The sequence below is a fragment of the Streptomyces sp. NBC_01276 genome (assembly GCF_041435355.1).
In the GTDB taxonomy this organism is placed as follows: Bacteria; Actinomycetota; Actinomycetes; order Streptomycetales; family Streptomycetaceae; genus Streptomyces.
The window spans coordinates 8,004,416-8,028,073 of record NZ_CP108442.1 but is presented as its reverse complement, the minus strand read 5'-3'; the positions used below and the strand labels follow the sequence as shown (position 1 = coordinate 8,028,073).

Below are 23,658 nucleotides of genomic sequence, written 5' to 3'. Positions count from 1 at the left end.
CCTGCTCAGCAGGTGATCGTGACCTCGTGGACGACCGGCTTGGACGGCCAGGGGAAGGAGGCCACGCCGAAGGTGGCGCGTACGGTCGAACCGCACGGGACGGTGCCGGCCGCACCGCGCACCTGAAGGGCCGCTGAGGCGAAGATGACCGACCTCGTCTGCGTGACGGGCGGGTTGGTCCCGACGACCTCGGTGGACAGGGTCGTGAAGAGCTCCTTCGGCTCGGGCGCCGGGCCGCCGGGCGAGGGCGGGCCGGCGAGTCCGACCGTGCCGTAGAACTCGACGGTGGTGCCGGTGACATCGGCGCACACCCTGGTGGCCAGACCCGCCTGAAGACCCGAACTCCCGCAGGAGGTGGCGGTCTCGGCGGCAGCCGCGGGGGCGGCCGCGAAGGCGGGGCCGATCGAAAGGACGGTCAGGCCTGCGGCGCCGACCGCCAGAAGGGTCAAGCGGTTCATCGCAATTCTCCTCGTCATCGCGGATCGCCGCCCGGGACCCCCAGACGGCTTCGTATGTCATGTGATATTTCACATGGCACACGAATGGGAGATGGTCAGGAGTTGAACCGTTTCCGCCCAGGCCGTGACACCTTCACTGTGGGCGGCTCACCGCTCGGTCACGACCCCCGGGCCTCGCACGCGTGCGGGGAGCGCTCATCCGGCGGATGGAAGCAGGCCGTGATCGCCTTGCCGCCGTGGACGGCGTGCGCGTCCCACCCGTCGGCGAGGGCGTCGACGATGGCCAGGCCCCGGCCGGAGGTGGCCCGGGTGGAGGCCGGCCTGGGCGCGGGCAGCTCCGGGTCGTCGTCCGCCACGCTGACGTGCAGACAACAGCCGTCCCAGGTCAGGACGAGCCGGGCACTGCTGTGGGCGTGTACGTGCGCATTGGTGACCAGCTCCGACACCGTGAGCAGGACGGAGTGGACGGTGTCGGGGGCGCCGCCGGTCCACGGCAGGGTCTCCAGATGCGCCAGACACCACCGACGGGCCTCACGGACACCCAGGTTGACGGGAAACGACCGGGCCCAACCCACCGCTCGTACGGACACGTCCCCTCCTCACCCTCGCTCGACGCGAACGGGCATCAGCTGCGGCCGGCCCGGTGGCGGGGACGGTGCCCGTCCCCTCGGGTGACCAGCAGCAGGGCCAGCAGCATCGGTGCGATCAGCAGAACCATGATCCCCACGGCGATCAGTCTCCTCACGATCGGTACCTCTTCGACGTGTTCGACCTCCTCGCGTGTTTCCGCCGCGCCCCGGACGAAACCCCCGGCCGGCCGCCCGGCCCGGATTCGTCGTCCGGGGCGCTCAGGAACGTCAGGCGGTCACGGGGTGCAGTCGCGCGAACTCGTCGGCGAGCATGCCCATCATCACGACGTCGTGGTACCGACCGGAGAGGTACGCGAGCTCACGCAGTCGGCCCTCCTCCACGAAGCCGAGCCGACGGTGGAGAGCCAGTGATGCTTCGTTGTGTGCGAATATCCGCACTTGGCACTTGTGGTACCGGTTCTCCTCGAACATGAAGCGAAGCAGCAGGACCGCGGCTTCTGCCGCGTAGCCCTGACGACGGTGCTCGGCACCGATCGTGACGCCGTACTCGAACCAGCCCGTACGCGCGTCAGCCTGGTGGGAGCCGACGGCCCCCACTGTTTCCCCCGTGCCGACCGCTTCGACTGCCAGCTGGAAGCGGTCGGCATCGGGCGCGGCAGTCGCCCGTTCCCTGGCCCAGACGCGGTATCCCTCGGCGGACCGGGGCGGGCTGACCAGGTCCCCCAGACCCTCCTCGTCCACCGCGAAACCCATGAACGCCGTGGCGTCATCAGGCTCGATACCGCGCAGTCGCACCCGCTTGCCCACCCAAAACGATGTCATCCTGTATCGGATCATTCCGGGCTTCTCAAGTCCAGGCTTCCAAGGTGCTCACTGGGCCTGTGAACTGCACTTTCGGTGGGGCGCGTCGCGCGCCCGGCGGGAATCGCCGGACACGCCGTGGATCAACGGCGCGAGGTCCGGCGCCGGTGGTCGGGACGGGTGGAGGTCGCCGCCAGCTCCCGGCTGGAGGCCTCGACCATGGCGCGCACCATCTCGTCCGCGGACGGTCCGGGGGTGCGGCACAGGGAGTCGAGGCTGTAGCCGTTCGGGGCGAGCCGCAGGAGGGTGTCGGCGATGTGGTGGCGCTGCTGCGCGAAGGCCGCGTGGTCGCCCCTGCCGTGCTCCTGGGCGGGCCGTGGCGCCGGTCCGGTCGTCGCCGTGTCGAGGTGGCCCTCGGCACCGACGGCGGACAGGACCTCGCGGAAGGTCTCGGCTTCGGAGCGCCCGAGGGCCGCCAGGGTGGTCGCCAGATCGTCGGAGACCGGTGCCTTGCGAAGCCGGCGGGCTTCCTTGAGATAGCGGTCGAGGATGAGGTGGAGGTACGAGCCGGCCGGGGGCGGGTCCTGGTCCATGGCGTCCAGGACGGCGCTGAGCCACTCGGCCAGGCGCCGGCCCGCGAGTCCGAGCTCGTCCCAGCACTCTGTCCGCAGACTCTCGGCCAGGTAGCGGGCCCGTTCGAAGGCCTTGCGGCTCGGGGTCATGGGACTCGGGGCGTCCAGCGGGCCGTATGCGCCCCTCAGCCGAGGAGCGTGCTGCTCCGCGAGGGAGCAGAGCAGAGCCAGGTGGACGTAGACGTGGAAGGCCGCCATGGCGCGGTGGGCGTTCCAGCGGTTGTTCCCGTCGGGGCCCGGGACGTTCCACAGCGACACGACGCGGCGGACCTCGGCGGGCGCGTGCGGGGAGTCGTCGAGGTCGCGGACGAGCATGGAGTGGGCGTGCCGGAAGTCGTACAGCTTCTGGTGGAGGGCCTCGTGGAGCAGGTGCTCGGCCACCCACCAGGGGTTCTGGAGGAGCTTGCGGTTCAGGAAGACGATGCCGACCACGGTGAACTGCGAGCTCGACGCCCTGCCCTCCCAGGCGTCGGTCCCGGAGGTGATCCCGATCAGGTGGGTGTGGCTCAGGGCACCGCGGGAGGTCAGCGGGAGGAGTTCGCCGAGGAGGCGGTGGCCCTGGCGCAGCCGTTCAAGGTCGCTCTCGTCGGGTCGGTGCAGCCCGGCGTCGAACTGCTGCTCCACGAAGTGGTCGAACGTCCGCCCGAGAAGGCCGTCGTCCTGGCCGGGTGAGTAGATCCACGGTGTGTCGGACGGATCGCCGAGCCACCGCGCGCCGGCGGAACCGCCCTGCAGCGGTCCGTGGGCGGAGCCGGTCTCCACGTGCTGCGCGACGGCCTCGATCACCTGGGCACACAGCTGAGGGGACAGGGATTTCCGCCGGGGGCCGAAGGCCTCCTGGGCCAGCAGTTGTTGGACGGCCTGGCGCAGGAGCGGATCGCCCAGGGCGCGGTATTCGGTCTGGGGCCGGGCCCGTTGAAGCGCGGTCAGCAGGTGGCGGGCGGCCGGCACCGACTCGCCGAGGCCTTCGAGCCGGCGTTTGAACGCGAGATGCATCTGATCACGCACGTAGGGGCTGTCGCCGAACGGCTTGCGGGACAGTGCCGTGTCGAATGCGTTCAAGTCCATCTCTCGCCTTTCCGTCTGTGCCGTCCCGGCGCACCCGCGCGCCGTTCTCGTGTCGCCTGGTGGTGGTTCGCCGCGGCCGCTCGTGCCGCACGGTTCCCGGTGCGGCACGAGCGGGGGCACTACTGGAGATCGTCGACCTCCCCGGCGTCCACGACATCGGGGTCGTCGACCTCTCCGGCGTCCACGACATCGGGAGTGTCGTCATCGTCGTGGTGGTGGTGGCCGCCCGCGGCCTCCAGGAACGCGGAGGTCGCGTTGTGCTTGGCCTGCATCTCCTCGACCTCTTTGTCGGTCACCTCGCGGTCGAATTCGAGGATCACGCGGGATTCCGGCTTGCGGTTCCCGGGATTGCTGGATGCTCCCATGGCTCGGCGCCCTTCTCCGGAGGGGCGGCAATGACCGGCTCCGGTGTTCGAATACGGTGCGAAATTGCGGGACAACACCCCCCGTGCGAGCATCATTCATGCCCGTACTGCCCGCCAGTACCAGTTCGCGCGCCGGAAAGCCACCTGAACGGGCGTGCGTGCCGTAGGGGCTCGCGGTTCGGCGGAACGGGCACGTGGCCGCACGCGCGGAGGGCGGCCGGACCGGGTGGCGGGCATCCCGGCCCAGGAGGCATGCCATGGAGCCGACGGCCACCACCACGGGGAGGTCGGGCGCGCGGTCCTGCGTCAGCCTGACGTTCGACCGCGAGATGTCGACGGCCGAGGTCGAGGGCCTCAAGCGGAGCCTGGGCGCGCGAACCGCCCTGCAGGTACCGGCCCCGGTCGGCGCCGGCTACGCCCGGGCCCGTCAGATCGGATTCCGCAAATCCTGCCGCCCCGAGGTGGGCGCGCTGATGTCCGTCCTCGCGGCGGCCGTCCCCACCGGCGGGCGGATCCTCGAACTCGGCACGGGAGTCGGCGTCGGCCTCGCCTGGATCGTGCACGGGCTGCGCTCCCGCGCCGACGTCGACGTCGTCAGCGTGGAGATCGACCCGCGGAAGTCCGCCCTCGCCTCAGGCGCGGGCTGGCCCGACCGGGTGACGCTGGTGGTCGGCGACGCCAAGGAGGTCGTCCCGTCCCTGGGCGAGTTCGACCTGATCTTCCTCGACGTCCCCGGTCAGCTGAAGGCCGCCCTGCTCGACGGCGCCATCACCGCGCTGAGGCCCGGCGGGCAGCTCCTGATGGACGACATGAACCCGTACTGGGGCAAGGGCAGGACCCGCCTGCCCCTGGACGGGGACGAACCCGGACGGGTGCTGGAGGACTCCAGGGTCACCTGTGCCCTGCTCCAGTACGCGAGCGGGATGATCCTCGCCGCGCGCCTGCCCGACGAGGAGCCGTCCGGTAACTGATCAAGTGCGCGGGCTGCGGTCCGTCGCCCTGGAGCCGGGGGGACGGACCGGGGCGACGGACCGGGCTGCCGGTCGGTACCGACACACCCGTCCGGTTGCGGTGGATCGCCTGCGCGGTCGACGAGGATCGCACTGCGGCCGGCACCCGCGTCCCGGGGAAGGCGGCCGTCCGCGACGCTCGCACCCGGCATCGGCGGAACGCGGCCGCGTGGGCGCGAGGTCCGCTCCCGGCGTCGCCCGAGCAAGCCCGTCGCCCTTCCCGCCTCGTCGGAGTCGCCATGGCACCACCCCCGGACCCACCCCGCCCACGCCGCTCCCGTACGTCGCTCCTGCCGGTCCTGCTTCCGATCGCGGTCCTGATCGTGGTGGCCGTGTCCGTGGGGTCGTGGCTGCAGTTCAGCGAGCGGCAGGCGATCGACACCTGGAGTTCACGGCGCACGAGCGGCTCCCGACCAGGGACCTGCAGGTCGCGATCACGGGTGGGGCGATCAGCGACTACCCGTTCGACACCTACGAGAAGCCACCGGACTGGTGCGGCATCGCGGCCGCCGAATCCGGCCGTGAGGCTCCGCCTCTGGGTCCGAGCCCGAGGGAGGGCTCAGGACGGGAACTCCCCCGGTCAGCCGCGTGGGCGTGAGCCGGTCGGACTGCCGGCCCGCATCTGGGGAACTTCGGGACCGCCAAGGCGGGAAGTGGGTCGTGTGAGCGTCGGGAATCCCCCGTCACGGCCAGAACGGCATCCCCATCACAGGGCTGGGAGATCCGGCCGAGGCCTGATCGCGATCCGCTACGCTTGCGCCGGACGATCATGGTACGGGGGCGGGCATGGCGGCGCACAGCACAGGTGAACGGTTGCGGGACGAGGATCCGCGGGACATCGCGGGATACCGGCTTCTCGCCCGAATCGGCGAGGGCGGCATGGGGACCGTCTACCTGTCCCGCTCCCGCGGCGAACAGCCCGTCGCGCTCAAGGTGATCCGGCGCGAGTACGGCAGCGATCCCGGCTTCCGGCGCCGCTTCGAGCAGGAGGTCCGGGCGGCCCGCCGGGTACAGGGTTACCACGTGGTCCCGGTCGTGGACCACGACACCACCAGCGAACAGCCGTGGCTGGCCTCGATGTTCGTTCCCGGTCTGTCCCTGCACGAGATCCTCGTCGCACACGGCCCGCTCCCGCTGCCCGCCGTCCTCAAGCTCGTCGGCTGTACCGCGCGAGCACTCACCGCGATCCACACCGCCGGCATCGTGCACCGGGATCTCAAGCCCAGCAACATCCTGCTGAGCGACCAGGGCCCGTACGTCATCGACTTCGGCATCGCCCGCGCCGCCGACGCCACCCAGGTCACCGCGTCCGGCGGCATCGTCGGCACCCCTCAGTTCATGTCCCCCGAGCACGCGCTGGGGGAGCCGGTCGGACCTGCCTCGGACGTCTTCTCGCTCGGCCTGATCGCCGCTGTCGCCGCCACCGGCCGCCACCCCTACGGTGACGGTGGCGCCCTCACGCTCGCCGCGCAGATCGCCAACACCGCCGTGCGGCCGCCCCGCCTCGACGACTATGACGACACACTGCGCTCGCTCATCGAGCGCTGCCTGTCCCCCGACCCGGTCCGCCGTATCGGCACAGAGGATCTGGCCGCCCTCTGCGAGCGGTCCGCCGGCCACTCCCTGAACGACTTCACGGGGTGGCTGCCACAGCCACTGGCCGAGGAGTTGGCCGCGCGCAGGCGTGCCGCACTCACGCCGGGTCCCGAGCCGACGGTCACCGGCTCAGGGCCGCACCCGCCCCACGGCCCCACCTTTGCCGCCGCCCCGACCGTTGCGCCGTCCCCGCCGCCGTACGCCCCGACGGTACCGGCCGCCCCGCAGCGTACGCGGACCGGCCTCGTCGTCGGCGGAGCCGTCATGGCCGTCGTCCTGGCCGTGGTCCTGACCTGGACGGTGGCGCGCTCCGACGGAACCGCGGACGGTGCGCGGGAGCAGGGCGACGGCAAACGGTCGGAGCAGCCGACCCACGCCGCCGTCCCTGGTCCGACGGCCTCCCCCTCACCCTCCGACGACTCCGGGTACGCCGTCATCTTCCGGGACCGCCCCCTTACGCTGCGCTCGCCGAGCGGGGCCAACATCGTGACGGTCGACCTCGACGTCCCTCAGGTGGTACAGGACTCCGCGGGCCGGGAGATCCAGCTCAGTGAGATCTCGGGCGGCAGGTGGGAGTTCTCCACGCCGATGGGCAAAAGCGGCGGAAAGACATCGCAGCAGTGCCTGCAGGGCGCCCAGGCCGATGTGCTGCCCAAGAAGATCGAAGCGAAGGAACTGCCCGCCACACTCCCCGTCGGGGCGCTGATCTGCACGGTGACGACCGAGCACCGGCTGGCGATGCTGGAGGTCACCGGCATCACCCCCGGCCACGGCAACCTGCCCGACTACACCACCCGGCTCACCCTCTGGCAGCAGCGGTAACAGCGGGAGGCAACGCAACGCTCGCGGCGCTGCAGCACCTGCGTTCGCCGGCCGGTCCCCGAACGGCCCCACCTCCTTGGACAGGGCCACGACGACGGACGGCATCCACCCATCACTTGTCCCATATATCCAGCAGTTGATCGGCCGCACGGAAATTATCGGGTGAATCCACGTTGCACACCACGGTCACGGCGGTGTTGCGGTCCGGGCTCACCTTGAAGGTGCTGTGGAATCCCTCCCAGTCACCGCGATGCACCAGGCTCTTGTCGGGGAGCAGGAGGATTCCGGCTCCGTACCGCCCTTCGTCGATGCCGCGCCGGCGCAGGACGTCACCCACGCTCACCGCTCCCCGCGTGACTCCGGTGAGCAGTTCCGTTCCGCCGACGCGACCCGTGCGGTAGTTGTCGGCCCAGCGGACGAATTCCCCGGGAGTGGTCTGGACGGACCCGTCTCCGTACTGTTTCCAGGGGGAGGAATTGGGAGTGAAGGATCCGTTCTTCTCATCGTACGACTTTGCCTTGCCGGCAACGTCCGCCGCCGGGGACAACGTCATGCGCAGGTGCAGGGGGGTGAAGAATTCCTGTTGGAGAAAGGCCGGGAACGGCTTGCCGGTGACCTTTTCGACGACATGCGCCAGGAGGACGTAGTTCGAGTTGGAGTAGGCGAATCGCTTACCTGGCGGGTCTTCCGGCTGGGAGGCGAGGATGGCCGCGATCGCTTCCTTCTGGCCGGCCGGATCCGTCAGCTTGATTCCCTTGGCCTCCAGCAGATCCTGGTAGTCGGTGATGCCGCTGGTGTGACGCATCAGGTCGCCCAGCGTGATCTTCCGCGTCCATGCGGGCGGGTTGTCGAGGTATCCGGACAGGGGGTCGTTCAAGGTGAGTTGGTGCCGTCCGGCCAGCAGGAGGATGGCGTCTGCGGTGAATTGCTTGGAGTTGGACGCCATGTCGAAGACGGTCTTCGGGGTGATGGCGCGCCCGGTCGTCAGATCGGCCTTCCCCCTCCCCGCCTCCCAGATGACGTCACCACGTCTGCCGACCGCTGCCGCGCAGCCCGGGCCATCGGCGGAGGGCACGAGTTTCCGAAGGACCTCTGCGCTCCGTTTTTCGCGGTCGTCGCCGGTCGCGTGTGCCTGCGGGTGTGCGACACCGACCAGTAGGACCGACACCATGGCACCCCCGGCGGTACACAACGACACCATCCGATTCACGGACACCACCTTCATTCTTGAGGTCCGGAAGCTACGGTGCGTTCACTTCGGGGTGATCGTGAACGGTTGCCACCCGAGGCCTGCCACGCAGCCGGTGTCGGGCGCGGTCGGACGGGCCAGGAAGGACGCCAGGACCTTCTGGGCGCAGGGCGACTGCGGGACCGCCCAGTGCCCGATGCCGGGAATCTGCACGGTGGTCGAACGGGGCAGCGTACGGGCGGTCTTCTGAGCCCAGCTCGCCCCGGTCTTCATGTCGAACGTCCCGTTGAGGAAGAGCGTCGGGACCGTGCTGACGGGGGCCGCCCGCATCGTGGCCGTGCGGTCCGGCACGTTCCAGACCCGGCACACCTGGTCCTGGAAGGCCAGTTGGGGCGCCTGGGCCAGGACCGGGTCCGGCCAGTCGGGGAAGGCCTTGCGGCCCGCCTCCAGCACATCGGACGCCGAGTGGTCCGGCACCCATTCGCTGCACACCACCGAGTTCGTCAGTCCGTGGGCGGTCTGGCCGACGGTCTGGACCGCGCCGGCGGCGCGGGCGCGGGCGAAGCGCTCCGGGTTCCCGCGGCCGAGTTCGTCGATCGCCGCGGGCACGTCCTTGAACGGGATCGCCTTGGCGACGAGCAGGTTGACCAGCGCGCCGCCGTCGAGGACGACCTTCACCGGCTCTCCGCCCTGCGGCGGCCGGACGTTCAGCGTCAGCGGGTGGGCCTGCAGCTGGCGCACCTGCTCGTTCAGGGTGCGCGCGAGGTCCGGGTAGCGGCTCTTGCAGCGGGGTTCCGCCGCGCAGGCCTGGTAGAGGCGGTCGAGCCCCTCCCGGGCGCCGGCCCAGGCGAAGGGCAGGGAGACGTACTGCGGAGGGGCGATGGAGTCGAACGCCACCGCGCGGATCCCCTGGGGGTGCAGGCGCAGGTAGGTCATCGCCAGGTTGCTGCCGTAGGAGTGGCCGTACACGTTCCATCGCCTGATGCCGAGCGCCGTGCGCAGGTCGGCGAAGTCGGCGGCGTTCTCGGTGCTGTTGTAGGCACTCAGGTCGGTTCCGTCGGACGTCAGGCGGTCCCGGCACCGCTTCACCGCGTCGAGCATGAGCCTCTGCGTCTGCGGTGCGTAGGAGGGGAGCCCCACGGAGGTGGCGTAGAAGCGGTCCAGTTCCGGGCAGGCGAGGTCGGGCTTGTCGTAGAGATTGCCGCGCTGGGCCATGACGATCAGTTCGCGATCCCGGTTCAGGCCGGAGGAGACCAGGAACGGGATGTCGTCGAAGGTCTCGCCACCGGGGCCGCCCGACATGAACACCACGGGGTCCTGGGCGGGCTTCGCCGACGTGGCCGGGATGACCGCCACGGCCAGGCGGATGACCCGGCCGCCGGGACGGGCGCGGTTCTCCGGGACCTCCAGGAATCCGCACCGGGCAGTGGCCAGCGCTTCGATCGGCTCATGCGTCCTGGGGCAGGGACCCGGCACGAATCGTGACGCGGCGGCCGTGCCGGGGCCGGTGGTACCGGCATTCGGTGGTGCGGCGGCCGCCGGTGTCGGGCCGAGTGCTGCCAGGAGGGCCAGGAGGGCCCCGGCAGGCGCCACCTTGTTACGGAAGCCGTGCTCTGCCATGGGAGATCCTCCGCCGCTCGACGGCCGCCCCGCTGGGCGACGCCGCGGCGGTGCGGGCGGAACGCACACCACCAACGCTACTCGCTGGTCCGAGTCCGTGCACACGGACGGTCGCCGGCCCGGTACGCCGCGCCGCTCACGGGGATCCCGCCCGGCCGGGGCCGCCTCCGGGAGCGTCTCGTACGCGGACAACGGCCCTTCCGGCAGACTCCGATGCCCGGTCATTCGGTGTCCGGATGCCGAGGGCCCCACCTGTGGAGCGGCCGGTGCGGGGCCATACGACCGTGACCGTTCGGGGGCCTGCTCCCGGGGTGGCCGACCGTGAGCGGAAAGCGGCGGCGGTTCACATGTCCGGCAGAACGAGGAAGACTTCGGAGAACGTCAGGCCGTGCCGGTCGTTCACCCTCCCGCACGGGCACGCCAGGGTCACCAGACACCAGTCACAGGTCACCGTCCAGGGGCCGTCCGCATGCGCGCATCCGGGGCAGCGGACGGTGTCGGCCGTCCACACGCCGCGGGCGGGTCTCCCGTAGTGCCGGAAGCGGCCCCCGTACCGGACCTGCCAGGGAGCTGCTTCTGGCGTGCGCGAACTGACCCCGGACGGGCGCGGGGCCGCCAGTGCGGCGAATAGCGCGATCAGGTCGGGCAGGAGGGCTTCGCCCGCATCGGTCGGCGGAACGGGCAAGCCTGCCGCCGTGCCCTGGGGAGTCGGGTAGCGCGGAGCCGCCGCCGCGGCCGGCGGATTCGGGGCGGCGGACCACGGCAGGAGGGCGCGCGCCACAGCGGCCAAGAGGGCGGCCGCCGACGGACTGACGGAGCCTGCGTCGAGGTGGTGAACGGCGGTGCGCCAGATCCGCTGGAGCCGGCGGTCCCGGTCGACCGCCCGAGCCCCGGCGCTGTCGGCCCCCCGTGCGGGGAGTGGAGCGGCGAGGCGGGCGAGGACCTCGGCCGCCGCGGCGGTGTCCGCTGCGGCGGGGCGCCATTCCCCGGCGGCCAGCAGTTGTCGGGCGCGGCCCGACTCGCGGTTGAGGGCGCGGAGCAGCAACCCCTGAGTACGGGACATCGTCACCGGAACATACTGCCCGCTCGACGCTGCGCCAGGTTCTCGGCCGCCCCGGGCGACCCGTCCGGTGCCGGGCTGCGTCGTGCGTGAGGGCCGCCGTCAGTACGAGTGGTCGACCGTGACGTCGGCCGCCAGCCTGAGCGCGGCTTCGGCCGGTGCCCCGCGCAACCCCAGCAGGGTGAGGGTCAAGGCATCGATCACCGTGAGGTGGGCCAGTCGGCTGGCGACGGTCTCGAGTCCGAAGACCAGGTCCTGGCCGCCCGCGACCAGCGCGCAGTCGCTGGACTCGGTCAGGGGCGAGCGGGCGTAGCTGGTGAGGGCGACGACCGGAGTCCCGGCTTGCCGTGCGCGCCGGGCGGCGTCCACTGTGCTGCGCGTGGCTCCGGTATGGCTGATGGCCAGGCACGCGTCGGCAGGGGTCAGTTGCGAGGCGGCCAGCTGCGCGGTCAGCGGGTCAGCCGGCGCGTCGACCGCGCAGCCCAGCGCACGCAGCCGGTAGGCGGTGTCCAGTGCGACCGCGCCGGACAGTCCCGCGCCGACCACCAGCACCCGGTGGGCCGCGTCGATCGTTCGGGCGGCCGCGCGCAGCCGGTCCGGGGTCACGGTCGTCACCACCCCGTCCAGCGCCTCCCGGGCGGCGCGGACCGTGTCGGTCAGGGCACGGGCGGCCGGGTCCTGGTCACGGGATGGCTCGGGGGCCGGCGCCTGCCGGGCGGCGGCGATCTTCAGCTCCTGGTACCCGCGGAACCCCAGCCGCTGGCAGGCCCGTACGACGGAGGAAGGCGCGGTGCCGGCCAGCGTCGCGACGTCGCTGACGCTGAGGTGCACCAGCTCGGCGCCCTTGTCCAGGACGACCTGCGCGACGCGTGCCTCGGTGTCGCGCAGCTCGGACAGGTGGGCCCGGATGTGGGCGGCGAGCCCGCCCTGTGTGGAATGAATTTCCATATGGGTACCCTACCAAGGAATCTCATTCCATCATCAGTCGTGGGGAGCCCACGTGCCCACAGCCCTGCCGCCCATGACGGGCGCCGCCGCCGTGCCCGTCGTCGTCCTCGCCTCCGCGCTGCTGCACGCGGTCTGGAACGGCCTCACCCACGGCCTGCGTGACAAGCTGGCCGGCTTCACGCTCATCAGCCTCGCCTCCGCCGGCTGCGGGGCCGTCCTCGTCTGCCTCGCGCCCGTGCCCGATCGGGCGGCCTGGCCGTACATCGCCGCCTCCGCCGCACTGCAGGTCGCGTACCAGCTCCTGCTCCTGCGCGCCTACCAGCTCGGCGACTTCGGTCAGATGTATCCGACGGCCCGGGGCACCTCGCCCGTCGTGGTGGCCCTGGTCTCCACCGCCCTCCTCGGTCACGCCCTGCCCGTCGGCCAGGCCCTCGGCATCGCGGTGATCGCCTGCGGCCTGGTCGGCCTCGCCGTCGCCGACGGCGTCCCCCGCCGCGCCCAACTGCCCGCGCTGGCCGCCGCGCTCGGCACCGGCGTGATGATCGCCTCGTACACACTCGTCGACGGCACCGGCGTCCGGGCTTCCGGCAGCGTGATGGGCTACATCGCCTGGCTCTTCCTCTGCCAAGGGCTCGTCCTCCCCCTGATCGCATGGGCCCTTCGGGGCCCCGCCCTGCTGACCGCCCTGCGCCCGCTCTACCGCCGTGGGCTGACCGGCGGGCTGCTCTCGCTCCTCGCGTACGGGCTCGTGGTCTGGGCGCAGTCCCGCGGCGACCTCCCCACCATCGCCGCCCTTCGGGAAACCAGCATCGTCTTCGGCGCCCTGATCGGCGCGGTGGTGTTCCGCGAACGCCTCGGCCACCGGCGCATCACAGCGAGCATCGCCGTCCTGGCGGGCATAGCGCTACTCCAACTCACCGCCGGCCCGTGAGGGCGGGCTCGGGAACCCGGCCCGCCAGGACATTCGGAGCACAGGCGTCGAGCCGTGGCGTCCGGCCTGTGCGCGGGCGCGATCCCGTAGCGACGTTTCGGGGACGGACCGTGGTCGCCGAAAAGCCGGGCGTCGGGCCACTGCTCCGGGCCACATCCTGGTGGCGCTTCCGGTCCGGCTGTACTTCGGGAGCGGCCTGCCACAGCCACGCCCTTCACTGGCTCGGGCGGGCTCCTACGGCCCCGGCAGGCCGCGTTCGGGTGGGGCTACATGCCTACATGCCCCAGATCCGGGCCATGAAGAAGCCCGCGACCATGAGCGTCCCCACCACGATCAGGAAGACGAAAACGCCCGGGTGCTCCCAGAGACCTCCGTCCGCGCGCTCGCGGTGAGCGGATGCTGTCGAACCTTCCGCCGGCGGCGTCTCGCCGGGCGGCACTCTGGATGTTGACATGTGATCCTCCAAGAATGCTTGATCTCCCTGGCCACAGGTCGCAGTCCGCACGTCGATACCGTGTAGTGGGGCGGGCAGGAGTCTGAGCCGTACCTTCAGCCCCCGAACCCAGCCCGGTGAACCCGGAAGCGCCGGTCTGTGGGCGGCCACACGTCCGGGGCGCGCTGCCGATGTCCGCGGCGGACAGGGTGGGGCGGTGTGGGAGGGCCCCGAGAAGACCAATCGTCCCCGCACACGAGACGTCGGCAAAGTCGCATCGTTTCTGCAGCGATACGCAGCGAAATCGACCTCCATGGGCATCTCAGGACCAGACCCGGCCGGGCAAATGCAGGGGCGCCTGATCCGCCGACACGCACGGCCGTGGCTCCGGGGGCCTCATTTCAGGGTAGGGACCTTCCATGAAGCCGATCCGTGAGCACCAGGCAAAGGCCGCAGAGCGGGAGCGGCTGCTGCGGTACGGCGCTGTTGCCGCCGCCGTGGCCACGACAGCGGTCGTGGGCTCGTTGCCCGTCGATCCGGCAGGCTCCTGGTACCGGCGCCTGCGCAAGCCGGTCTGGCAGCCGCCGTCGTGGTTGTTCGGTGTGGTGTGGCCGCCGCTGTACGCCTCCCTCACCCTGGCCGGCGGGCATGCGTTCGGCCGGGCCCGGGGCATGGAGCGGAAGGGGCTGGCCCTTGGCCTCGGGGCGAACCTGTTCCTGAACGCCGCTTGGCCCTGGCTGTTCTTCGCCTGCCGCAGCCCGCGGGCCGGGCTGGCCGGCACACTGCTGTTGGACGCCAGCAACGCGGAGCTCATCCGGCGGATGGCCCGCTTCGACGCGGTCGCGGCCCGCACGCTGCTGCCCTATGCGGCCTGGTGCACCTTCGCCACCGCGCTGAACACCTCGATCGCGCGGCGGAACAACGACTGAGGGTTCAGGCCGGGTGCCCACGGTGGCAGGCCGACCCCCGCCGACCCTGACGAGCCAGTCGCGCTCGGCCTCGTACCGCGTGCCCTTGCGTGCGGATCGGTCTCCGGCGTACGCACCCGGCGGGGTGCGTGATCCCGCTCCGGCCGCATACCCGCCATCCCTGCACGAACTGCTTGAAAGCACACTGGCATCCGCCCGGGCCCATCCCGACCTGCACATACGTCGCTGGGCTGCCGCAGCAGACCACGACGCAGTCTGAGGCGCCCTTGTGGACCGCGACTCGATCTGTTCGACCGTCAGCGATTGATCACACCGTCGCGACAGCGAGCATCGACGCCAACCGTCACGCCATGTGCGGTTGCAGTACTAGGCCGACCGGCCCCGCTGCCGCAGCAGCGTCCGCAGGTTATCGCGGGCCTCGTCCAGCCCGGCGTCGGCGGCCCTGCGGAACCATTCCTCCGCCTGTGGGAGGTCCCCCGTGTGCCACGCCTGAACCCCCAGGGCGTTCATCGTGACGGGATGCCCGCCCTCCGCCGCCTGGCGCCGCCACAGTCCCGCCTGCATGGTGTCCCCGCGGAGGGTCAGCAGCCGGGCCAGCCGGAGCATGCCGTCGGTGTGCCCGGCGTCGGCGGCCAGCCGGTACCAGTGCGCCGCGTCCCCGAGCTCGCCGATCCGCTCCAGCCGGGTGCCCTCCTTGACCATCGCGGCCGGGTCCACGATGTCCGTGTACGCCCGGTTCCTGGCCAGCGCCAGCCTGCCGACGGTACGGGTGTTGCGCTGCTCGGGGCGCGGATGCCCCTTGGCGGGCAGCGCCCGCGCCAGGTGCTCGTGGATGCCCAGCAGCGTGAGAAACTCCGCGGCGTCCTCCGACCCGCGGTGCAGCAGGTCGAGCAGCTCACCCGTGTATGCCGTGTACCGCGCAGCCGACGGGGCGTGGGACGGCCGGTTCGCGGGCGAGGAGGCGAGGGTGCACGTCCCGGACACCTCCAGCTGGCCGGAGACCACCGAGGTGTCCGCGGCCATCAGGTCGATGGCCTGCCCGGAGAAGCAACAGTCCAGGACGAGGACCCGGCTGGCGGCCCGGGCGGTCGCCAGGGTACGGCGTACCAGCCCGAACGGCACCCCGGTCCAGGCGATCAGTGACGGATCGCTGGAGGTTCCGGGCAGCGAGAGGTACAACTCCCCGTCCGGGCCCACCAGTCCGTGTCCGGCGTAGTAGACCAGCAGGAGGTCCTCCGCCTCCGCGGCAGCCGCCACCAGGTGGGCTCCGACGGCGGGGAGGCTCTCCTCGTCGGGCCTGGGCAGGCAGTGCGCGCCCGACAGGGCCGTCCCCCACGGGCTGCGCAGCACGTTCGCCAGGTCCTCGACGTTGTTGCGTACGGCGGGCAGATCGGGCAGACCGGGATCGGTGTACCTGCTGGACCCCAGCAGCAGCGCCCGGGATCTGAGCGGGTCGGGCAGGGGCATTCACCGCTCCAGGGCTCGGCGCACCACGGCTTCCACGTCCATCTCCGGCACGTCCCGCACGGTGATCCGTACGCTCCGCCCGTCGGGGCCGGTGACCTCGATCTCGGCGGACGGGCGGCGGTGCCTGATCCACACCGACAGCGAGGCGGCCAGCGCCGTCCCTGCTCCGCCCGCGCCGAGGGCCACCACGAGTACGTCGGCCAGCGCGCCCATCTCGCCGGCGCGCGGCGGTGGCCGCTCGATCGCCGCCCGGCCGCGGAACTCGTCCTCCCGCGACAGCCAGCCGGCCAGATCGGCCAGCTCCGCGGCCGCCCCGTCGCCGGTCAGCCGGACCCATGCCCGCACCGCGTCCTCCTCTTTTTCGCCGCTCAACCCAGACCCCTCGCTTTCTGTACGGCCCTCAGGTCGATCAGTGCGGTAGGGCTGCCGGCGTCGACCGCCAGCCGGCACCACCGTTCCGCATCGGCCTGGTGTCCCATCTCGGCCAGCACCAGCCCGAGCAGGGCCATGGCGTTGTGGCTGCCGGCGGTGGCGGATCTGAGCAGCCACAACTCGGCCCCCTCCAGATCCCCGCGGTCCTGGTGCAGCCGCCCCATGTGAAACATGCCGAACTCGTGCCCCGCCTCGGCGGCCCGCAGGTACCACCGCTCCGCCTCCGCGAGGTCCCCGGTCTCCTCGGCCCGCGCCCCCACCTGGAGCATGGCCAGGGCGTCCCCGCCGTCACCCGCCTTGCGGAACCACTTGTCGGCCTCCGCATCGCCGCCGCGCTTCTGCAGGACGACGGCCAGCCTCATCGTGGCGTGCTGGACCCCGGCGTCGGCACCCTGGCGGTACCACCGCTCGGCCTCGGTGAGTTCGCCGCGTTCCTCCAGAAGCCCGCCCAGGGCGCCCATCGCCAGCGGCATCCCGGCCTCTGCCGCCCGCCGGAACCAGCTCTCGGCCTCGCCCGCCCGGCCCGCTTCGTCGAGCAGCATGCCCAGCAGGGCCATCGAGCGCAGGTGCCCGCTCTCCGCCGCCTTGCGGTACCACTCCTCGGCCTCGGCCGTCCTGCCGAGCTGCTCCAGCATCATGCCCAGGTCGAAGGCCGCCGGGACGTGCCCGACCGTGGCGGCCCACCGGAGCATCGCCTCGGCCTCGGCGTGTTGCCCGCGCTGTCGTACGAGGCTCGCGGTGTGGGTGACCACCTCGGCCATGACGCCGAAGGCCTCCTCCGCGGACACGCCCTCGGCCTCCGCCTCCGGCACGATCGTCGAGGCCTTCCGCAGCAACGACTCCGCCTCGGCCGGGTCGTTGCGCTGCTGCGCCAGACGCGCGAGCTCCCGTAACACCTGGACTCGGATGAGGGCGCTGCCCTGTGCCTCGGCCGCCCTGCGGTACAACTGCTGGGCCCCGGCGATGTCGTTGCGCCGCTCCAGCAGGTTCCCGGCCTTCCACATGCCGAAGACACTCCCGGCCTGCGCCGCCTTCTCGTACCACTCCAGCGCCCCGGCGAGGTCGCCGCGTTCCTGTAAGATCCCTCCGAGGGCCCCCATGGCGAAGGCGTGCCCGGCCGCCGCAGCGGCCCGGGTCCACTTCTCGGCCCCGGCGCTCTCCCCGCGGTCCTTCAGCAGCCCGGCCAGCCGGATCATGCCGTCGGCGTGCCCCGCCTCGGCGGCCCGCCCGTACCACTGCTCGGCCCCGCGCAGATCACCCCGCTGCTCCAGCACCCACCCCAAGGGCACCATCCCCCTCGGGTCGCCGCGTTCAGCGGCCTTGCGAAACCTCCGCTCCGCCTCGTCCATGGGCCCCCTTCCCTCGTCGGCAGAGGCAGCTTGCCCGGGTCCGGGCATGATCACACAGGGAGTTCGGCGTCTCACCGGACGCTGCTGCCGGCCGCCCCGGTGGCGGCGCCGAACAGGACCGGGCCCAGGTCCGGCACGCTCGGCCCGCCCATCAGGACGCCCAGCGGGACGTCCAGCACCGGCTGGTGCGTCACGCCCAGCACCACCTGCGCCCACGCGCGATCGTGGTCGCCCTGGCGCCTGCTCGGCCGCCCGCGGACCGCGGCCGGTGGCGCCGTGTCCGCCTCCCCTTGCCGGTTGGAGATGTCCCCGTCCTCGGAGCAGTCGGCACGGCTCGGCCCTCGGCCTCCAGCGGCAGCTGGAGGCCGAGGGCCGAGGGCCGGGGGGCCGTCAGCAGTGGCCCACGCTGGTCTGGCCGGCTACCAGTGACGAGTGGACGTAGCCGGTCCCCGCGTAGCTGGAGACGCGGAACCAGCGGTTGGAGGCGTAGTTCGAGCTCGGCGGGTACACCCACTGGCTGTCGGTCCAGCACAGCATCGTGACGCCGGTCCCGTTGGAGAGGTAGCCGAGCGAACCGCAACCGGTGTTGGCGCAGGTGCGCTCGTTCGCCCCGCCGCTGTTGGACGAGATGTAACTGCCGGCCGCGTCGGCGCCGCCGGCGCCGAAGAGCAGACCGGTCAGGGCGACGGCGGCCGCGGCGGCGGCCAGTCCGGCCCGGGACCGCAGAGTGGTGGTCGTCATGCGCATCGTCGTTCTCCTCGGGAGACTCGCGGTGGTGTGCGGCGCCCCGGCCGATCCGGCGGCGCTCCACCAGAGAGCCATCCCGACCGCGGCCGGGGGAAGGAGGAAACCGCAGGTCGACCAGGCCCGTACGGCGGTCCGTACAACTCCGTACAGCGCGGCCGGGTCGCGCGGGCCCACCGGACCGGCCCGCTCACCGGCACGGCGGCGCGTACGGCAGTCCGGGGACGAGCTGGGCCCATTCCTGTGCGGTGATGACCGTCCCCGCGCGCTCGCACAGCCTCCGGGCGATCTCCTCCTCGTCGCGGGACCACACCAGGGCGGCCGGGCCCGCACCGCCGGCCGCGAGGGAGCGGCCGTCCGGGCTGTAGGCGACGGCGTACGCCTTCCCTCCGAGGCCGCTCAGCACGGTGCGGGGCCGCGGCCGCCGCGGATCACCGGTGTCCCACAGCCAGACGGTGCCGTCCGTACTGGCGGCGGCGAGCGTGCCGCCCTCCGGACTGAACGACAGGGCGTACACGTAACCACTGGGCCCCGTCAGCCTCGGCCCGGCTGTCCGCGCCCGGTCTCCGCTCACGTCCCACAGCCACACGTCCCGGTCCGCGGTTCCGGCCGCCAGGATCCGGCTGTCGGGGCTGAACGCGACGGACATGACGTAGCTGCCCGGCCCGCGCAGGGTGGACTCCAGCACCGGCCGGCCGCCGCCCTCCGGCAGCCGCCACAGCAGTACCTGCTTGTCGACCGTGCCGGCGGCGAGCCACCGCCCGTCCTGACTGAACGCCACCGAATAGACGTAGTTCGTCGGCTCCGACAGTTCCGCCGAGAGCTCCGGGTGCGCCGGATCCCCCGTGTTCCAGACGCGTACGGTCCGCCCCTCGCTGCCCACGGCCAGGATTCGGCCCGTCCGGTCGAAGGCCGCGGACTGGATGGTTCCGGCGCCGCCGGTCAGGGGCTCTCCGTAGGGCACGGCCCGGTCGGGGCGGGAGATGTCCCACAGCCACAGCTTGCCCTCCCGGCCGCCCACCGCGAGGGTGCGGCCGTCCGGGGTGAAGGAGACCGTCGCGGAGTACCCCGTGGGATTCGTCAGCGGCGGCCCCACGGGGCGCGGGGTCCGGGGATCGGTGACGTCCCACAGCTGTACGTCACGCGCCGCGACGGCGAGCAGCTTCCCGCCCGGCGCGTATCCGATCGCGTTGACCGTGCCCTGGAAGCCGCGCAGCGGGCGGGGAGGCAGCTGCCACAGGCGCACGGTCCCGTCCGCGGCACCCGTCACCAGCTGCTGCCCGCCGGGATGGAACGAGAGCGAGGTGACCGGTCCCGGGTGCGGGAACACTCCGGCGAGGACGCGCGTCCGCGCGTCGTACAGGCGCACCTGGTTGTCCGCGCTGCCGGTCGCCAGCCACTGCCCGTCGGGGCTGTGGGCGACCGCGTTGACATAGCTGGCCGGTCCGTCGGGCGCGGCCGGGCCCCCGCCGATCACCGCGGGGGCGTCGGGGCCCGCGCCCGGGGCGGGTACGTCCCACACCCGGGTGGACCGGTCCTGGCTCCCGGCGGCGAGCCGTGCGCCGTCGGCGGTGAAGGCCAGGGCGAACACCGGGCCGGCCGCCCCGGTCAGCGGTTGCCCGTACGCGTTCGGGTGGCCGGGTTCTGCGAGGTCCCACAGGCGTACGGAGCCGTCCGCGCCGCCTGCGGCCAGCAGGACCGGGCCGGGGCCGGGCCGGAACGCCACCGTGTGCACCGCCCCGGTGAACCCGGTGAGCCGCAGACCGGTTGCGGCCGACGGGGCGGAGCCCCCGTCCGTGGGCGCGGCCGTCACCGCCGGGTCCGGCATCAGGTACCACAGGTACACCCCACCGTCGCCGCCCGCCGCGGCCAGCGTCTTGCCGTCCGGCGCGAAGGCCACCCCGTACACGGCCGAATCCGGCCCCTTGAACGACCGGGGCGCGGCCGTCGGCGGACCGGTGCCCGACGGCTCCCACACCCGTACGGTCCCGTCCCCCGACCCGGCCGCGATCCGCCGGCCGTCCGGACTGAAGGCGAGCGCGTACACGGTGTCGGGGAACGTCACCGGCGCCACTCCCAGCGGTCGCGGCCGCTGAGGATCGCGCAGGTCCCACAGCGCGACCTGGTGGTCCAGGCCGCCCGCGGCGAGGGTATGCCCGTCCGGGCTGAGGGCCACCGCCTGTACGACGCCACGGAACGCGAGGATCCGGGTCACGGCAGGCAGCGCCGAGGCGTCCATCAGCGCTTCCCGGGCCTCTGCCGTGGGAGCCGTACGGTAGGCCACCAGACCGAGTTGCGCGGAGAGGGCGAGGTCGCTGCCCCGCAGCCGTTCCGCGCGCGCCGCCACCAGCCGGGACAGGGCGACGGCCTGCTGTCTCTCCGCGTCACGGCGCTGGACCACGGCGACACCGGTGAGCAGGCCCGAGAGGACGACCAGCAGCGAGAGCAGGACGAGGAGCCGGCGCAACCGCCGGGCGCCGCGCCGCTCACGTCGGACGCGGCCGTCCTCCGCCAGCCTGCTCGCATCGAGGAATTCGCTGTCCCCCGCGTCGAGTTCCGGGGCGTGGCCGCTGTCCAGGGCCCAACCGGATGCCACGGCCAGGCGGGTGCCCCGGTAGAGCAGTGAGGGGTCACGGCCGTGCGCGAGCCAGCGGTCGGCGTCACGCGTGAGGTCCTGCCGGACGATCTGTCCGGCCCGGTCGGCGTCGATCCAGCCGCGCAGCCTCGGCCAGGCGGTGAGCAGTGCCTCGTGGGAGATCCTGGCGCCGTCGCCGTCGAGCGTGACCAGGCGGCGGTCCACGAAGCGCTCCAGCACCGAGTACACCTCGCCGGCCCGGTCCAGGCGTCCTGTGGGCGGGGGCAGCGGCAGCAGCCTGCGCGCGTCGGGCACGCCGTCCCCCACCGCCACCATCCGCAGGAACAGCCGCCGCGCGAGTACGCACTCGGCCTCCGACAGTCCCGCGTAGACCTCCTCCGCCGTCTCGGAGACGGCCGCGGACATCCCGCCTCCCGCCCGGTAGTCCGCGATGGTCAGGGCGGTGCCGCGCCCGCGCTCCCAGGTAGAGAGCAGCGCGTGCGACAGCAGGGGCAGGGCCCCGGGGCCGGACTCCCTCAGGTCGGCGAGGAGTACGTCGACGAACCCTTCGTCCAGGACGAGACCGGCCTTGGCGGCAGGGCCGCCGACCACGGCGCGGATCTCGTCCTCGCTGAGCGCGCCCACGACGGTCTGGCCCTTCTGCAGGGCTGTCGAGAGGGGACGCTGGTCGAGCGCCTGACCGTAGAAGTCCGCGCGCAGGCAGCCCGTGACGCGCACGTCGAGGGAGGGGAGGTCCGCGAGGCACCGCAGGAACCGCTCCCGTTCGGCGGGGTCGGGGCATGCGGTGAACACCTCCTCCAGCTGATCGACCGCCACGACGACGCGTACGCTCTCCCGCCGGGCCAACTCTTTGATGTGTTCCGCGAGTTCGACGGCATCGTCCGCCTCGTCCGCCCACGGCGCCCCGTGCACGGCGTTCCACTGCGTGGACAGGGCGGACCTCAGGCCGCCCATCGGGTCGCGGCCGGGTGTGAGCCGCAACGGCAGGAAGCCGTGCTCACCCCGGAGAACGGGCAGCACCCCTGCCCGCAGAAGGGAGGATTTCCCGGAACCGGAGGCTCCGACGAGCAGTTGGGGTACGTCGGCGCCCTCGGAGAGGATCCGGTCCACGACGACCGCCCGCAGGCGCTCCCGGCCGAAGAACCAGTCGGCGTGGCGTTCCTCGAAGCCCGCGAGTCCCCGGTAGGGCGACGCGCCTCCCGCGACGCGCAGAAGCCGGGACCGTCGCAGCTCGGCGAGCCGTTCCAGCCAGCGCTCGATCTCGGCCGCGTCGGTCACCCCGCAGACGTGCAGCACCCGGCGGAACAGGGGCAGGGACCCCATCGACGGCAGGTTCTGGCCGGCGAACCAGCCACCGATGGTGCTGTGGGCGCCCGGCGCGTCGACGCGTGCGGCGACGGCCCGGACGGTCAGGTCGGCCTTCTCCCGCAGACGCGTCAGGTCGGCCGCGAACTCCGCTCGCGATAAAGGGGGTGGGGAGAGGAAAGGGGTGGGGTCCATGGGGCCTCCGTGGTCCGATTCCGCTACGGCGGTGATGCGGTGGACCACCCTTCCCGCGCCCATCCGGCCGCGTGGCCGGAACACCTGGAAGCGGTCCCTTTCTACGCCGCCCCACCAGCACTTTCCGGCCACTCACCACCGTCTCCACCCCCTCAGGCGCCCCGCCACTTCCCGACGCCGTCCGCCGCTCCTGAGGCTCCCGGGCTCCTGGCTCCGCGAGCGAGCGGGCCCGCTCCGGGGCACCGTCAGCCGGTGCAGCGGCGACCCGCGATGGCGCCCTCGCGGCCGTCGTGGCCACCGGCCTACCGGTTGCCCGGGGGGGCGCTGGTCGCAGCGGCCTCCCTGCGCCGGCGGGGTCGGACCGGGCCGGGGCCGTCAGTACGGTGATCGCGCAGGGAGGCGCGGGATCATGGCCGGAACGGTTCGGACTCGGGCCGCTTGGCGATTCGGTCGCCGACCGCCAGCGACTTCCACAGTCGGCGGCTGATCCGGACCTTCATCGATCGTCCATCGGCGAGGCGTACGTCGACGAAGTGGTACATGTTCGAGCCATCGAGCATGCCTCGCGACCTGGCGGAGACGACGCCCTCCCAGGCGTCATCAGGTCCATCTTTGTCTGCTTTCGTCATGCTCTGGAGTCTACGGAGCCGGGCAGGCGCTCCGGCAGGGCCGTCCATCCCGTCCGGGACCGTACGAATGTCATGCCCGGCTCCTGGCGACCTCCCCCGGGTGCGGCCCGCCCGGCACGGTGCTCCGCGATCGCCCGGTCCGGCGGACCGTCGGGGGTGCCCGGCCGGTGAAACGGATCGTGGACTGCGACACGGGGGAAGTCATGCCGAACCCGAAGGCCGGAGGCTCCGTTGCGGAGCCACGAAAGGTAACTGTGATAGTCGACCTGCGGCCCGGGTTGGGTTGCTGCCAGGCTGGCGTTGGCGTTCCGGCATGACCCGAAACGGTAACTGGCGGCTCGTCAGAGCTTGCCGTGCCCCCGAGATGTCTGCCGGACGTCGACGTCGGCCTGGCCCACCCCGTTGGCTTGATCAGCAGCTTGTCCGCCATCTCGACGTGACTCATCACAGTTCTGCCACGCGGTGACTCCACCCAGGCCGGCGTCGACC

The 23,658-nt window shown here is 72.3% G+C and carries 22 protein-coding genes; 5 read left to right on the top strand and 17 right to left on the bottom strand.

All coding sequences use genetic code 11. From position 1 onward, the window contains the following. Nucleotides 1-5: 5 nt before the first annotated feature. From OG295_RS36030 to OG295_RS36010, 5 genes are all read right to left on the bottom strand, one after another. Nucleotides 6-458 (bottom strand): hypothetical protein, encoded by a 453-nt coding sequence (locus tag OG295_RS36030; protein WP_371680875.1) that lies wholly within the window; start codon nt 456-458, stop codon nt 6-8. A gap of 158 nt (nt 459-616) precedes the next feature. Further along, on the bottom strand, nt 617-1,048 hold the full coding sequence (locus tag OG295_RS36025; protein WP_371680874.1) for an ATP-binding protein: 432 nt from the start codon (nt 1,046-1,048) through the stop codon (nt 617-619). Between the two features lie 267 nt (nt 1,049-1,315). Beyond that, nucleotides 1,316-1,870, bottom strand: a complete 555-nt coding sequence (locus OG295_RS36020; protein ID WP_371680873.1) for a GNAT family N-acetyltransferase — start codon at nt 1,868-1,870, stop codon at nt 1,316-1,318. 122 nt (nt 1,871-1,992) lie between these two features. Further along, the gene (locus OG295_RS36015; protein WP_371680872.1) at nt 1,993-3,549 is read right to left on the bottom strand and encodes a hypothetical protein; all 1,557 of its coding nucleotides are present in this window, start codon (nt 3,547-3,549) and stop codon (nt 1,993-1,995) included. A 119-nt stretch (nt 3,550-3,668) separates the two neighbouring features. Then, nucleotides 3,669-3,914, bottom strand: a complete 246-nt coding sequence (locus tag OG295_RS36010) for a hypothetical protein (protein ID WP_371680871.1) — start codon at nt 3,912-3,914, stop codon at nt 3,669-3,671. Nucleotides 3,915-4,171: 257 nt separating this feature from the next. On the opposite strand from OG295_RS36010, the gene OG295_RS36005 reads away from it, so the two are divergent. From OG295_RS36005 to OG295_RS35995, 3 genes are all read left to right on the top strand, one after another. Further along, complete coding sequence (locus tag OG295_RS36005; protein WP_371680870.1) at nt 4,172-4,885, top strand: O-methyltransferase; 714 nt, start codon at nt 4,172-4,174, stop codon at nt 4,883-4,885. Nucleotides 4,886-4,889: 4 nt separating this feature from the next. Beyond that, the gene (locus OG295_RS36000; RefSeq protein WP_371680869.1) at nt 4,890-5,522 is read left to right on the top strand and encodes a DUF4436 family protein; all 633 of its coding nucleotides are present in this window, start codon (nt 4,890-4,892) and stop codon (nt 5,520-5,522) included. A 188-nt stretch (nt 5,523-5,710) separates the two neighbouring features. After that, nucleotides 5,711-7,342: a protein kinase gene (locus tag OG295_RS35995; protein WP_371680868.1), complete on the top strand. Its 1,632-nt coding sequence runs from the start codon at nt 5,711-5,713 to the stop codon at nt 7,340-7,342. 112 nt (nt 7,343-7,454) lie between these two features. On the opposite strand, the gene OG295_RS35990 is transcribed toward OG295_RS35995, so the two are convergent. From OG295_RS35990 to OG295_RS35975, 4 genes are all read right to left on the bottom strand, one after another. Continuing rightward, a complete protein-coding gene (locus OG295_RS35990) occupies nt 7,455-8,543 on the bottom strand; it encodes a serine hydrolase domain-containing protein (protein ID WP_371681411.1) in 1,089 nt (362 codons plus the stop codon). A gap of 51 nt (nt 8,544-8,594) precedes the next feature. After that, nucleotides 8,595-10,151, bottom strand: a complete 1,557-nt coding sequence (locus OG295_RS35985; RefSeq protein WP_371680867.1) for an alpha/beta fold hydrolase — start codon at nt 10,149-10,151, stop codon at nt 8,595-8,597. Between the two features lie 343 nt (nt 10,152-10,494). Further along, nucleotides 10,495-11,214: a hypothetical protein gene (locus OG295_RS35980; protein WP_371680866.1), complete on the bottom strand. Its 720-nt coding sequence runs from the start codon at nt 11,212-11,214 to the stop codon at nt 10,495-10,497. A gap of 99 nt (nt 11,215-11,313) precedes the next feature. Continuing rightward, entirely contained in the window at nt 11,314-12,159 is an 846-nt protein-coding gene (locus OG295_RS35975; protein ID WP_371680864.1) for a MurR/RpiR family transcriptional regulator, read from the bottom strand. A 73-nt stretch (nt 12,160-12,232) separates the two neighbouring features. Here OG295_RS35975 and OG295_RS35970 point away from each other — a divergent pair, with 73 nt between their 5' ends. After that, nucleotides 12,233-13,090, top strand: coding sequence for an EamA family transporter (locus tag OG295_RS35970; RefSeq protein WP_371681410.1), 858 nt, complete (start codon nt 12,233-12,235; stop codon nt 13,088-13,090). Between the two features lie 274 nt (nt 13,091-13,364). Here OG295_RS35970 and OG295_RS35965 read toward each other — a convergent pair whose 3' ends face one another. Beyond that, nucleotides 13,365-13,544 (bottom strand): DUF6480 family protein, encoded by a 180-nt coding sequence (locus tag OG295_RS35965; protein WP_371680863.1) that lies wholly within the window; start codon nt 13,542-13,544, stop codon nt 13,365-13,367. 398 nt (nt 13,545-13,942) lie between these two features. Between OG295_RS35965 and OG295_RS35960 the strand changes: the two genes are divergently transcribed. Next, nucleotides 13,943-14,452 carry a TspO/MBR family protein gene (locus OG295_RS35960; protein ID WP_371680862.1) on the top strand — a complete coding sequence of 170 codons (510 nt, stop codon included), beginning with the start codon at nt 13,943-13,945 and terminating at the stop codon, nt 14,450-14,452. 366 nt (nt 14,453-14,818) lie between these two features. On the opposite strand, the gene OG295_RS35955 is transcribed toward OG295_RS35960, so the two are convergent. The 7 genes from OG295_RS35955 to OG295_RS35925 all read right to left on the bottom strand — a co-directional run bounded on the left by OG295_RS35955 (nt 14,819) and on the right by OG295_RS35925 (nt 23,169). Beyond that, a complete protein-coding gene (locus tag OG295_RS35955; protein WP_371680861.1) occupies nt 14,819-15,919 on the bottom strand; it encodes a caspase family protein in 1,101 nt (366 codons plus the stop codon). Continuing rightward, complete coding sequence (locus OG295_RS35950) at nt 15,920-16,291, bottom strand: hypothetical protein (protein WP_371680860.1); 372 nt, start codon at nt 16,289-16,291, stop codon at nt 15,920-15,922. It lies immediately after the preceding gene. Continuing rightward, nucleotides 16,288-17,700, bottom strand: coding sequence for a tetratricopeptide repeat protein (locus OG295_RS35945; RefSeq protein WP_371680859.1), 1,413 nt, complete (start codon nt 17,698-17,700; stop codon nt 16,288-16,290). Before OG295_RS35945 ends, OG295_RS35950 begins: the two co-directional genes overlap by 4 nt. Nucleotides 17,701-17,771: 71 nt before the next feature. Continuing rightward, on the bottom strand, nt 17,772-17,894 hold the full coding sequence (locus OG295_RS35940; RefSeq protein WP_371680858.1) for a hypothetical protein: 123 nt from the start codon (nt 17,892-17,894) through the stop codon (nt 17,772-17,774). A gap of 196 nt (nt 17,895-18,090) precedes the next feature. Then, on the bottom strand, nt 18,091-18,441 hold the full coding sequence (locus tag OG295_RS35935) for an SH3 domain-containing protein (protein ID WP_371680856.1): 351 nt from the start codon (nt 18,439-18,441) through the stop codon (nt 18,091-18,093). Nucleotides 18,442-18,634: 193 nt separating this feature from the next. Continuing rightward, nucleotides 18,635-22,540, bottom strand: coding sequence for a hypothetical protein (locus tag OG295_RS35930; RefSeq protein ID WP_371680855.1), 3,906 nt, complete (start codon nt 22,538-22,540; stop codon nt 18,635-18,637). A 407-nt stretch (nt 22,541-22,947) separates the two neighbouring features. Further along, nucleotides 22,948-23,169, bottom strand: a complete 222-nt coding sequence (locus OG295_RS35925) for a hypothetical protein (protein ID WP_371680854.1) — start codon at nt 23,167-23,169, stop codon at nt 22,948-22,950. Nucleotides 23,170-23,658: the final 489 nt, after the last annotated feature.